The organism is Streptomyces sp. KM273126, from assembly GCF_004337435.2.
In the GTDB taxonomy this organism is placed as follows: Bacteria; Actinomycetota; Actinomycetes; order Streptomycetales; family Streptomycetaceae; genus Streptomyces; species Streptomyces acidicola.
Genome location: NZ_SJXB02000001.1, coordinates 961590 through 974225 on the forward strand (window position 1 = coordinate 961590; position 12636 = coordinate 974225).

At 70.5% G+C, this 12636-nt stretch carries 10 protein-coding genes; 7 read left to right on the forward strand and 3 right to left on the reverse strand.

All coding sequences use genetic code 11. The features are described from left to right. Positions 1-117: 117 nt before the first annotated feature. Positions 118-381, reverse strand: coding sequence for a WhiB family transcriptional regulator (locus E0500_RS04000; RefSeq protein ID WP_003975777.1), 264 nt, complete (start codon positions 379-381; stop codon positions 118-120). A 752-nt stretch (positions 382-1133) separates the two neighbouring features. Here E0500_RS04000 and E0500_RS04005 point away from each other — a divergent pair. The 4 genes from E0500_RS04005 to E0500_RS04020 all read left to right on the forward strand — a co-directional run bounded on the left by E0500_RS04005 (position 1134) and on the right by E0500_RS04020 (position 5206). After that, entirely contained in the window at positions 1134-1682 is a 549-nt protein-coding gene (locus E0500_RS04005; protein WP_131559290.1) for a cysteine dioxygenase family protein, read from the forward strand. A gap of 72 nt (positions 1683-1754) precedes the next feature. Further along, positions 1755-2738 (forward strand): 2-phospho-L-lactate transferase, encoded by a 984-nt coding sequence (gene cofD / locus E0500_RS04010; protein WP_131559292.1) that lies wholly within the window; start codon positions 1755-1757, stop codon positions 2736-2738. Then, complete coding sequence (locus tag E0500_RS04015; protein WP_131559294.1) at positions 2735-4081, forward strand: coenzyme F420-0:L-glutamate ligase; 1347 nt, start codon at positions 2735-2737, stop codon at positions 4079-4081. The genes cofD and E0500_RS04015 overlap by 4 nt, the downstream gene beginning before the upstream one ends. A 111-nt stretch (positions 4082-4192) precedes the next feature. Beyond that, positions 4193-5206: a DNA-3-methyladenine glycosylase gene (locus tag E0500_RS04020; protein ID WP_131559296.1), complete on the forward strand. Its 1014-nt coding sequence runs from the start codon at positions 4193-4195 to the stop codon at positions 5204-5206. Positions 5207-5453: 247 nt separating this feature from the next. Here E0500_RS04020 and E0500_RS04025 read toward each other — a convergent pair whose 3' ends face one another. Together E0500_RS04025 and E0500_RS04030 are read right to left on the reverse strand one after the other, a co-directional pair. Beyond that, positions 5454-6536, reverse strand: coding sequence for an NDP-sugar synthase (locus tag E0500_RS04025; RefSeq protein WP_131559298.1), 1083 nt, complete (start codon positions 6534-6536; stop codon positions 5454-5456). 183 nt (positions 6537-6719) lie between these two features. Continuing rightward, positions 6720-8084, reverse strand: a complete 1365-nt coding sequence (locus E0500_RS04030) for a peptidoglycan recognition protein (RefSeq protein ID WP_131559300.1) — start codon at positions 8082-8084, stop codon at positions 6720-6722. A 138-nt stretch (positions 8085-8222) separates the two neighbouring features. Between E0500_RS04030 and E0500_RS04035 the strand changes: the two genes are divergently transcribed. The 3 genes from E0500_RS04035 (at position 8223) to E0500_RS04045 (ending at position 12420) form a co-directional block, all read left to right on the forward strand. Beyond that, on the forward strand, positions 8223-8978 hold the full coding sequence (locus tag E0500_RS04035; protein ID WP_131559302.1) for a TIGR03089 family protein: 756 nt from the start codon (positions 8223-8225) through the stop codon (positions 8976-8978). A 274-nt stretch (positions 8979-9252) separates the two neighbouring features. Next, complete coding sequence (locus E0500_RS04040; protein ID WP_399120145.1) at positions 9253-10473, forward strand: LCP family protein; 1221 nt, start codon at positions 9253-9255, stop codon at positions 10471-10473. A gap of 222 nt (positions 10474-10695) precedes the next feature. Continuing rightward, on the forward strand, positions 10696-12420 hold the full coding sequence (locus E0500_RS04045; RefSeq protein WP_131559306.1) for an LCP family protein: 1725 nt from the start codon (positions 10696-10698) through the stop codon (positions 12418-12420). Positions 12421-12636: the final 216 nt, after the last annotated feature.

Consider the following 12636-nt stretch of genomic DNA (forward strand, 5'->3'; position numbering starts at 1 on the left):
GTGTGTGCTGTTTGGTCAGCGGTGCTCACGCGTGCGCGTGGCTGGTTCCGGTGGGTGCGCCGTCCGCTTCGGCTCCGCTCCCGCCCCGCTTCCGCCCCGCGCACCATGCGCCTGTTTTCAGACAGCGGCCTTCTTCAGGCGGCGGCGCTCACGCTCCGACAGACCGCCCCAGATGCCGAACCGCTCGTCGTTGGCGAGGGCGTATTCGAGGCACTCGGAGCGGACCTCGCAGGCCAGGCAGACCTTCTTGGCCTCGCGGGTCGAGCCGCCTTTCTCGGGGAAGAAGGACTCGGGATCGGTCTGGGCGCAGAGCGCGCGCTCCTGCCAGCCGAGTTCCTCGTCCGCGTCGTCGACCAGCAGTTGCTGCACGAGCTCGGTCATGTGCGCCCCTCGTCCGTCCTTCGCGTCCCCGTGGTGCTGCCGTTACCGATTTCGGCTAACGACACGAGTGAAATTACAAGTGTGCTGCTACGGGCGAGTCAAGCCGAGATCTGCTATTGAGCCCCTTATTCACTCTGCGGAACCAAGCCTATGCGGAAAGTGTTCAAATCGGCATAAACCATGACAGGCGGCGGGGACCTGGGGCGCGTCTCCCTCCCATACGGGAAAAGACGTCCAGAAGTTCGATCCCGTTGCGACTCGAACGCCGAAGCTCACGGATTCCACACGGATGGCGAATCCGCCACGGAGGTCGTGCCCGATGGGACGCCGCGTGTGCCCGATGGGGCGCCGCGTGTGCCCGATGGGGCGATGTGTCCCGGGATCGCCCGCACAAACCCTTCACCGGCCAGATGGACCGGATGAGGTGAAACATCTCCCACATGTCGGGCGTCAAGTTGACAGTCGAAGTGTGAAACCGGTGTTCTAGGGGGCATGCTCGCGAACTTGGCACTCACCTCGACCCGCTCCGCCGGGTTCCTCGGTGCTGCCCGCGCTCGCTGTAGCTGTCGCTGTTCCAGCTGTTGAGCCCAACGCGCTCCGGCTGCCACTGAGCCCCCACAGGGCTCGGCTGCTGTTCACGCCGCCCGTACCCGGGCGCACCACAACGCCCGTGACCCGGGCGACGGTCTTCGACACCCAGTCGTCCCCCACCCCCACACTTCCGCACACTTCCGCCGAGGAATCACCCACCCATGAACAGCGACAGCGACCTCCAGATCGCCGGCGACATCCTCGAAGTACCGCACCTCCTCCAGGCCCCGCGCGAGCACCCGGTCACCGTGGCCGAGTTCGCCGGCCTCGCCCGCTCCATCGCCGCCGACCGCTCCCAGTGGGAGCACCTCGTCCAGTACGACGCGACGTCCCGCTGGTACCACCGGCTGCGCACCGGCCCCGGCTACGAGGTGTGGCTGCTGTCCTGGGTGCCCGGGCAGGGAAGCGGGCTGCACGGCCACGGCCGCTCCTCCGGCGTGCTCACCGTCCTCACCGGCGCCCTGACCGAGCGCACCGAGCGCGGCACGCGCGCCCTGGGCTCCGGCGCGCAGCGGGTGTTCGCGCCCGGATACGTGCACGAGGTGGTGAACGACGCACTCGAACCGGCGGTCAGCCTGCACGTCTACTACCCGGGGCTGACGGAGATGCCGATGCGCCCCCAGTCTCAACTTCGTTCGACCGGGGGGACCCCCATGGCGCACTCGGCCCGCTGCGCGGCCGCGTCCCCGACCGCGGACGTGACCGCCTGAGGGGATGTCCGACATGACTGCCTGACTCGACTGCCCGACCGGTTGTCGTAGCCGCCTGCAACACTGACTCCCATGCGCATTGTGGTTCTGGCAGGCGGCATCGGTGGTGCCCGGTTCCTGCGTGGTCTGAAGCAGGCCGCGCCGGACGCGGACGTCACCGTCATCGGCAACACCGGGGACGACATCCACCTCTTCGGGCTGAAGGTCTGCCCGGACCTCGACACGGTGATGTACACGCTCGGCGGCGGCATAAACGAGGAACAGGGCTGGGGCCGGGCCGACGAGACCTTCCACCTCAAGGAAGAGCTCACGGCTTACGGGGTGGGGCCCGACTGGTTCGGGCTCGGCGACCGGGACTTCGCCACACACATCGTGCGCACACAGATGCTGAGCGCCGGCTATCCGCTGAGCGCCGTCACCGAGGCGTTGTGCGACCGGTGGAAGCCCGGGGTGCGGCTCATTCCGATGTCCGACGACCGCATCGAGACCCATGTCGCGGTCACGCTGCCAGACAGCGGGGCCACCCCGGACTCCGGGGAGCGGAAGGCCATCCACTTCCAGGAGTACTGGGTGCGGCTGCGCGCCTCCGTGCCCGCCGAGGCGATCGTGCCGGTGGGTGCGGAACAGGCGAAGCCCGCGCCCGGTGTCCTGAAGGCCATCGCCGAGGCGGACGTGGTGCTCTTCCCGCCCTCCAATCCCGTCGTGTCCATCGGCACGATCCTCGCCGTGCCCGGCATCCGCGAGGGGATCGCCGAGGCCGGAGTGCCGGTCGTCGGTCTCTCCCCCATCGTCGGAGACGCGCCCGTACGGGGCATGGCCGACAAGGTGCTGGCCGCCGTCGGCGTCGAGTCCACGGCCGCGGCCGTCGCCGAGCACTACGGGTCGGGGCTGCTGGACGGGTGGCTGGTCGACACGGTGGACGCGGGCTCGGTGGAGCGCGTCGAGGGCGCCGGAATCCGGTGCCGGGCCGTGCCGCTGATGATGACGGACCTGGACGCGGCAGCTCAGATGGCCCGCGAGGCGTTGACGTTGGCCGAGGAGGTGCGGGGCGCTTGAGCAGCGAGCCGTCGAAGGGCACGGGCAGCGATGGGTCGAGCGCTGTTGCCGGCTTCCGCGTGTGGGCCGTTCCCGGGCTGCCGGAGGTGCAGCAGGGCGACGATCTCGCCAAGCTGATCGCCGCCGCCGAGCCGGGGCTCGCCGACGGGGACGTGCTCCTCGTCACCTCGAAGATCGTGTCCAAGGCGGAGGGCCGGATCATCGAGGCCACCGACCGCGAGGCCGCGATCGACGCCGAGACCGTACGGGTCGTGGCGCGCCGCGGGCCGCTGAGGATCGTCGAGAACCGGCAGGGGCTGATCATGGCCGCCGCCGGGGTCGACGCCTCCAACACCCCGTCCGGGACCGTGCTGTTGCTGCCCGAGGACCCGGACGCCTCCGCGCGGGACATACGGGAGGGGCTGCGGGACGCGCTCGGCGTCGACGTCGGCGTCCTCGTCACCGACACGTTCGGGCGACCGTGGCGCATGGGGCTGACGGACGTCGCCATCGGGGCCGCGGGCGTGCATGTGCTCGACGATCTGCGGGGCGGGACCGACGCGCACGGCAATCCGCTCAGCGCGACCGTCGTCGCGACCGCCGACGAGCTGGCCGCCGCCGGGGACCTGGTGAAGGGCAAGGCCGCGGGGCTGCCCGTCGCCGTCGTCCGCGGACTGGCGCACCTGGTGGCGGCCGGGGACGACGGCGTCGGAGCGCAGGCCATGGTGCGCGTGTCGCGGGACGACATGTTCCGGCTCGGGACGTCCGAGGCCGTACGGGAGGCGGTGACCCAGCGGCGTACCGTACGGGCGTTCACCGACGAGCCCGTCGATCCCGGTGCCGTACGGCGTGCCGTGGCCGCGGCCGTCACCGCGCCGGCGCCGCACCACACCACTCCGTGGCGGTTCGTGCTGCTGGAGTCCGAGGAGTCGCGCACAGGACTGCTGGACGCCATGCGGGACGCGTGGATCGCGGATCTGCGGCGGGACGGCAAGAGCGAGGAGTCCATCGCCAAGCGGATCCGCCGGGGCGACGTCCTGCGGAACGCGCCCTACCTGGTCGTGCCCTGTCTCGTCATGGACGGCTCGCACACGTACGGGGACGCGCGGCGGGACGGGGCCGAGCGGGAGATGTTCGTGGTCGCCGCCGGGGCCGGGGTGCAGAACTTCCTGGTGGCACTGGCCGGGGAGCGGCTGGGCTCCGCGTGGGTGTCGTCGACGTTGTTCTGCCGGGACGTCGTACGGGACGTGCTGGGGCTGCCGGAGGAGTGGGATCCGATGGGGGCCGTGGCGGTGGGCCACGCGGCCGAGGCACCGAGACCGCGGCCCGAGCGGGATGCGGGGGCCTTCATCGAGGTGCGGTGAGCGTGGTGGACTGAAGCCACGGCACCTACTCCTTCCAGCTCCGGCTCCCTCTTTCCCTCTTCGGCAGCCTCTACTTCCCTCATTTCGTTCAGCGACCCCCAGGACCTCACCGTGGCAGGACGTTTCGCACCGCGGCCCACACGTACGACCGTGCGCGGTGGTCATGTCGCCGTGCCCGGACCCAGGGGCAGCGGTACGGCGCGGCCCGCTCCCGCGGCGGGGCGGACACGGACGTGGGTGCCCGGCGGGCCCCTCGATCTGGGGCTGGTGCTCGGGCCGCTGCGGCGCGGGCCCGCCGATCCGACGTTCCGTGCGGCTCCGGACGGGTCCGTGTGGCGGGCCACGCGTACGCCGGCCGGGCCCGGGACGCTGCGGGTCGCGTTGCGGGGCGGGGTGGCCCAGGCCGAGGCGTGGGGGCCGGGCCGTGACTGGCTGCTGGACCAACTGCCCTCGCTGCTCGGGGCGTTCGACGAGCCGGAGGCCTTCGAGCCACGGCATCGGCTGGTCGCGCTGACGCGGCACCGGCGGCCGGGGCTACGGCTGACCCGGACCGGGCTGGTGATGGAGTCGCTGATTCCGTCGATCCTGGAGCAGAAGGTCACCACGGATGAGGCGTACCGGGCGTGGCGGTTGCTCGTACGGAAGTACGGGGAGAGGGCGCCTGGGCCCGTGCCGGGGCCGATGCATGTGATGCCGGCGGCGCGGACGTGGGCGCTGATTCCGTCGTGGGAGTGGCATCGGGCCGGGGTCGACAACAAGCGGGCGTCGGCGATTCTGCGGGCCGTCCGGGTTGCCGCTCGGCTGGAGGAGGGCGCGGGGATGGCGCCGGAGGAGGCGCGGCGGCGGCTGGAGGTCGTGCCGGGGGTCGGGCCGTGGACCTCGGCGGAGACCGTGCAGCGGAGTCATGGGGCGGCGGATGCGGTGACCGTGGGAGATCTGCATCTGCCGGGGATCGTGGGGTACGCGCTGGCGGGCGACCGGGACGCGGATGACGCGGTGATGTTGTCGCTGCTGGAGCCGTATGCCGGGCAGCGACATCGGGCGGCTCGGCTGATCCTGTTGTCGGGGCGTACGCCGCCTCGTCGTGTGCCGCGGATGCCTCGGGGGGACATCGGGCGGTTGTAGGCGTAGGGGGTGGTGCGTTTCGGGGTGGCCGTGGAGGGTTGTCGCCCCCGCCGCCCCTACCCGTCCCATCGCTGGGGCCGCGCCCCCAGACCCCTGCTGTGGGCGGGGGCCCGGGGCGAGTGAGTTGGTGCGGGTGAGCTGGTGCGGGTGAGTGAGTGGTGTTCATCGGCCTTGACGGCCTCGTCCTCAAGCGACGGACGGGCTTGTTGGTGCTGGACCGGGCCGACAAGTGCACGGGCGGAGCCCTCTACTCGTCCGACGAGAAGCGCACCGCCGCTGTCGGGATTCTCGCGTCGCACCACACGCGTACGCCGTCCCGGAGTTCGTTGTCCGCCCCGATGACCGCGCCGTCGCCGATGACCGCGCCGGTCAGGATCGAGCGCTCGCCGATGCGGGCCCTGACGCCGATCAGGGAGTCGGTGATGACGGCGCCGGGTTCCACGACGGCGCCCGCGAGGACCGTACTGCCCGAGACGCGTGCCCCCTCGCCGACGAAGGCGCCCTCGCCGACCACCGTGCCGCCGGTCAGCTTGGCGTCTCCGGCGACCCGGGCGGTGGGCAGGATCAGACGATCGCCGCAGCGGCCGGGGATCGCGGGGGACGGGGCCCGGCCGAGGACCAGGTCGGCGGAGCCGCGGACGAAGGCCGCCGGGGTGCCGAGGTCCAGCCAGTAGGTCGAGTCGACCATGCCCTGGAGGTGCGCTCCCGCCGCCAGCAGGTTCGGGAACGTCTCGCGTTCGACCGAGACCGGGCGGCCCGTGGGGATCGTGTCGACGACCGAGCGGCGGAAGACGTACGCCCCTGCGTTGATCTGGTCCGTGACGATTTCCTCGGGGGTCTGCGGCTTCTCCAGGAATGCTGTGACACGGCCTGTCGCGTCCGTGGGGACCAGGCCGTAGGCGCGTGGGTCCGTGACCTGCGTCAGGTGCAGGGAGACGTCCGCGCCGGTCGACCGGTGGGTCGCCACCAGGGCCCTGATGTCGAGGCCCGTGAGGATGTCGCCGTTGAAGACCAGGACGGGGTCGTCGGGCCCCGAGTGCAGACGCGAGGCCACGTTACGGATGGCGCCGCCGGTGCCGAGGGGTTCCTCCTCGGTGACGTACTCCAGGTGGAGGCCGAGCGCCGAACCGTCGCCGAAGTACGGCTCGAAGACCTCGGCCAGGTACGAGGTCGCCAGGACGATGTGGTCGACGCCCGCTGCCCTCGCCCGTGCCAACTGGTGCGTGAGGAAGGGGACGCCCGCCGCCGGAACCATCGGCTTCGGGGTGTGCACCGTGAGCGGACGCAGCCGGGTGCCTCTGCCACCGACCAGGAGAATCGCTTCTGTCACCTGTCGTCTCTGCTTCCTGCCGGGACCGGCCGAACTGAATGTCGGCCGGCCAGTGTGTGCAGACCGTTCGATACGCCTGCGTTCGATACGCCTTCGATGGCGGTGCGGGGTCCGTCGACGGCTGTGTGGGGAGACGGCTCTGTGTGGAGTTGTAGTTGCAGGTGTAGTTGCCCTGGTACCGCGCTACCGGCCCTGGTACCGCGCCGCCTGCGAGCGGACCGTGCCGAGCCTGCTGTAGAGGGCGCGGCCGGGGCACTCGGTGGCGAAGCCGTCCCGGTGACCGGAGATCACGTTCAGTCGTACCTTCTTACCTTTTGCGTAGAGATTGCCACCACCCGACGTCAGATATGTCTTGCCGTTCGCGACGGCCCCGTAGAGCCCGAGTTTCCAGGCGGTGAGCTTCGCGATGCCCGTGACCGCGGCGCCGGGCGGCTTCGTGGTGCCGAAGCTGCCGATGACGGCGACGCCCATGCTGTTCGCGTTGAACCCGCGGGTGTGCGCGCCCATGACGGCCTTGGCGACGCCGCCCGCGCGGCCTTCGTAGATGGTTCCGCACTTGTCGATGAGGAAGTTGTAGCCGATGTCGCGCCAGCCGGTGCTCAGCACGTGGTAGCGGTAGATACTGCGGATGACCGAAGCGGCCTGCGAGCAGCTGTAGTTGTTGCCCGACGCGGTGTGGTGCACGAAGGCCACCTTGACCCGTTTCGTGTAGAGGAACTGGCGCTCCCGCAGTTGCTCGTCGGCACCCCACCCGCGGCGTGTGACCATGGCCGGCCGTGGGGCGACGCGCGCAGCCGCGCCGGGATCCGCAACGTTCTGCTGGTCGGCGTCGCGCGCGGACAGCGCGGGGATCTCCAGGGCGCCCAGCGGCGCGAGTTCCGCGTTCACGGCGGAGGCGGCGGCCGCCTCGGCGGTCAGCGGGCCGAGGCGCGAGGCGTCCGCGGAGCCCCCGCCGACCGGCGGGGGCTCGGTGCCGACTCCCGGGTCGACGAGTTCGAGGCGCAGCCCCGAAGGCAGCGTCTGGACTCCGGGGACTCCCGTCCGGTGCTCGATCTCCGCGCGGACCCGCAGTTCGACCCCGTCCGAGGCGCCGACCCAGAGCGGCGCCGTCGAACCGCGTACGCGTCCGGAGGCACGCTCAGCGGATTCCGGGTCCGCCGCGTGCTCCTGGTTGTGCGTCTCGATGTCCTGCCAGCCGGACCAGCGGGCCGTGCCGGTCGCCCGGGTACGGACCTGGACGCGGCCGCGGAGCTCGGTTTCCGGGTCGTCCCAGACGACGCCGACCAACGAGAACGAGCGCACGCCCCGGCGCGTGACGCCCTGTTCCGCCACGTCCGGACCGCCCGCGCGGTCACCACCGAGGGGGACGAGCGGGATCGACTGGGTGCTGCCGGACACGGGCTCGGCGGACAGAGGCTCACCGGGCGGGGACTCGCCGGACAGTGGGGTGACCGATGCGGCCGAGGCCGGAGGCGCGGGCAGGACCAGGGGAAGGGACAGGGCCGCGGCGCATGTGACGCCGATCGAGGATGCCAGGAATCTACGCATACGCCTGATCTTGGGCACAGTCATGCTTATATGCATATCCAGGACTTAACGGATCGTCGGCCGAGTTCCCCCGAACCGGTGGTCCGGCCGATCGACCGGGCGGCCGGACCCGGCTCGCGCCCCGCGTACGCTTGCCGCGTGAACGCCACCGACCGCACCCCTGCCGACCTGCTGCGATCCGCGCTCGCCACGGATCCCGCGCGCCCCCTGGTGACTTTCTACGACGACGCCACGGGCGAACGTGTCGAACTGTCCGTGGCCACCTTCGCCAACTGGGTGGCCAAGACCGCGAACCTGCTCCAGGACGGGCTCTCCGCCGAGCCCGGCGACCGGGTCGCGCTCCTGCTGCCCGCACACTGGCAGACCGCCGTGTGGCTGCTGGCGTGCTCGTCGGTGGGTGTGGTCGCGGACGTGGCCGGTACGCCGGCGGCGGCCGACATCGTGGTCAGCGGGCCCGACACGCTGGACGCGGCCCGCGCCTGCTCCGGGGAGCGCGTGGCGTTGGCGCTGCGGCCGCTCGGGGGGCGTTTCCCGCAGCTGCCGGAGGGGTTCAGCGACTACGCCGTCGAGGTCCCCGGCCAGGGTGACCGCTTCGCGCCGTACGTGCCCGTCGACCCCGAGGAGCCCGCACTCATCGTGGCCGGGCGGGAGTTCAGCGGTGCGGAGGTCGTGGAGCGGGCCCGGGCGGAGGCGCCCGCGCTGGGCCTGACCGGGCCCGGGTCGCGGTTGCTCTCGGGGTTGCCGTACGACACCTGGGAGGGGCTGGACGCCGGGTTGTACGCGCCGCTCGCGACGGGCGGGTCCGTGGTGCTGTGCCGGCATCTCGATCGGCTCGGGGAGGACTCGCTGGCCAAGCGGGTCGAGAGCGAGCGGGTGACGGCGACGGCTCACTGACGGCCCGCTGGCGGCCCGCTGGCGGCCCGCTGGCGACTCACTGCCAGCTCGCTGCCGCTTGGCCTGAGCGGGATACCGGGGGGGGGCGCGGGTGGTCTCGCCGCTGCGGGTCCGATGCGGCTTGCCACTCCCCCCGTTCTCGGCTTCTCCCCCATTCGGCCCACTCCCGGCCGCCATCCCCGCCCTCCCTGAGGCATCGTCGTGAGAGCACGTCGCTCGTACGACACGAGGGGGTGACCCGGAGGTGAGAGGTACCGAGGGCGCCCCGAGCGGCATACGCCGGCGGCGGGAGTGGCTGAAGTGGAGTGTGGTCGGGCTGGCCTTGCTCGCGGCCGGAACCGCCGGGGTCGGGTGGGCCGCGTACGAGAAGCTGGACGGGAACATCACGCCGGACACCAGGACGGCGGACGAACTCGCCCGGTACGAGAAGGAGCGCCCCACCGCGCTGGTGCGTGACGCGCAGAACATCCTGCTGATCGGTTCGGACACGCGCTCGGGAGCGGGCAACCTCACATACGGGCGGAACTCCGGCACCGAGCACTCCGACACCACGATCCTGCTGCACCTCGCGGCCGACCGGCGCAGCGCCACCGCGGTGTCCCTGCCCCGCGACCTGATGGTGAACGTGCCCAGCTGCCTGAGACGGGACGGGACGCGCACGAAGCCCGTGTTCACGGTGTTCAACAACGCCTACCAGACGGGCGGACCGGCCTGCACGATCCGTACGGTCGAGAAGCTGACGGACATCCGTGTCGACCACCACATCGTGGTGGACTTCCGCGGTTTCAAAGAGATGGTCGACGCGCTCGACGGGGTCGAGGTCTGCATGAGGGAGCCCATCAACGACGAGGCGGCCAAACTGCGGCTGCCCGCGGGCAAGGTGCGGCTCGGCGGGGAACAGGCGCTCGGTTACGTGCGCGCCCGCAAATCGCTGGGCGACGGCAGTGACACCGAGCGGATGGACCGCCAGCAGCAGTTCCTCGGCGCACTCGTCAGCAAGGTGAAGAGCAATGGCGTCCTGCTGAGCCCGGCAAGGCTCTACCCCGTGCTGGACGCGGCCACTTCGGCGCTCACCACGGACCCGGAGCTGGCCAGTTTGCGCGGTTTGTATGACCTCGTGCGGGGCATGCGCATGATCCCTACGGGAAACGTGCAATTCCTGACCGCACCCCGCCGGTCGTACCCCTTCGACACCAATCGCGACCAACTCATGGAGCCTGCGGCGGAGAAACTCTTTGCGCAGTTGCGCGCGGACGCTCCAGTGACGGTGGTCACAGAGAATACGGAGTATTCCGGCCCAAAAAGCCGCAATGCGGCGCCAGAAGTCGGAGGTCGGAGTGAACACATGGGCGGGGAGAATCCGTACAAGGAGTCGAACGCGCACCCGCATGACTACAGCGAGTCCCCCGAGGACACGCGCGAGGAGGGCTCCCGTGAGTCCGATCCAGCTCCTACTTTCCGTGGCAGCACGGCCGCCGAGGGCGCCTGTAGGTAAAACGCGTGTCAACGCAGGGAACAAATGCACTAAGAAATGGGCGGATTGCCCAGTTGTATGGACGTGGAATTTGTCACCGCCGTCGCTTGACGCCTAATCGGGCGGATAGTGTGAGCGATCCGGTGTGCCGGGCCTTCTTTGGCCGCGCACCACTTGCACGAGACCCGAGCGCCTTTTGAGGGGGAAGGCGCCGCGTGGCCCCAACGGAGGAATCGGACAACCGTGGACGCGCAAGGCCGTGGGCGGGCGGATGGCATCGACCCCGCAGACCAGTGGGTGCTCAACCCGAACACCGGTGAATACGAATTGCGACTGACCCCTTCCGCACCGCAGTCAACGGTGCCGAGGCCCCGGAGAAACGGTGCGGGCGCCACGGGGAAGCGGTCCGCCGGAACCCGTACGGGACCCGTGTCGGCGGGACCGGGCACCCGGGAAATGCCGGAGGTGGTGCCGGGACAGCGCCGTCGGCGTGGCGCGCCACCCGAGCCGCCGCCGGGACGCCGCCGGACGAAGCCCAAGAGCAAGGGCAAGAAGGCCCTCGTCTGGACGGGCGGCGTGCTGGCCTTCCTCCTCGTCGGAGGGAGCGCGGCGGGCTATCTCTACTACCAGCACCTCAACGACAACATCACGGCTCTCTCCGACGACGGAGCGAGCACCGGCGGCTTCAGCACGGACCGCGCGATCAACATCCTGATCATCGGCACCGACAAACGCAGCGGTAAGGGCAACGAGGGATACGGCGACACCGGCAGCGCCGGCCATGCGGACACCACGATCCTGCTGCACGTCTCCAAGGACCGTACGAACGCGACCGCGATGAGCATCCCGAGGGACATGGTCGTGGACATCCCGGACTGCCCGACCACGCAGGAGGACGGCAGCACCAAGGACATCGCGGGCACGCCCGGTACCCGCTTCAACGTGAGCCTCGGCCAGTCCGGGCGCACCCCGAGCTGCACGATGCGGACCGTCAAGGAACTCACCGGGATCACCCCCGACCACTTCATGGTGGCCGACTTCAACGCGGTGAAGACGCTGTCCACGGCGGTCGGCGGTGTCGAGGTCTGCCTGAAGAAGGCCATCGACGACCCGAAGTCCCACCTGAAGCTGCCCGAGGGCAACAGTGTCATCCAGGGCGAGCAGGCACTGGCGTTCGTGCGCACCCGGTACACCGTCGGCTTCGGCAGCGACCTCAGCCGGATCCAGCTCCAGCAGCAGTTCCTCAGCTCACTGATGCGCAAGCTGAAGTCCAACGACACGCTGACCGACCCGTCGAAGATGCTGAAGCTGGCCGAGGCGGGCACCCAGGCGCTCACTGTCGACTCGAAGATCGCGGACCTGCGCAAGCTCGCCGCGCTCGGCCAGGAGGTCGGCAAGGTCAACACCAAGAACCTCACGTTCACGACCGTCCCCGTCATCGACAACACCGACGGTGCGACCGTGCTGCCCGCCCCGGACAAGGCCCAGGCGCTGTTCGACACGGTCAGGGACGATGTGTCGCTCACCGAGGTGAAGAAGCAGCAGAAGGCCAAGGAGGACGCGAAGCTCAAGGGTCCGCGGGCGGAGGCCTCCGAGGTCCGGGTGGACATCTACAACGGAGGCGCCGTCGCCGGCAGCGCACAGGAGACTCTCACCTACCTGCAGAACGACGAGGGCGTCACCAAGTCCAGTCAGCTCGGCAACGCCGACAAGAACCAGGCCAAGACGACCCTCGCGTACGATCCCGACCAGGCCGACCAGGCACGCAAGCTGGCCGACATACTGGGCCTGCCCGCGTCGGCGCTGAAGCCCGGTGACGGCGCCAGCGAGAGCAACGCGCAGGGGCTGCCCGCGATGATCCTCACCCTCGGCGAGGACTTCAAGGGCGCCGGGAAGTCGGGGAGCGCGTCGGCGGCCGATCTGGACGTCGAGAAGAACACGGCGGACAAGGAAACGTGCGCCGAGTGATGACCTGACGGGGTCATTTCGCGTCTCACAACGTGTGAGGTGTGTCCGGGCCGGACACGAGAGCGCGTCCCGAGCGGGCGTGCGCGTGTCCGGCCCGGGCGTTCCTCGTGAGTGTCCGGGTCGGCGGTACGACGGGAGGCCGAGCCGGGCGCGTACTCCTGTCCGGGGCGGGCGCAACGGGGCGTCCAGGACCGGGCGTACGAACGTGTCATACGG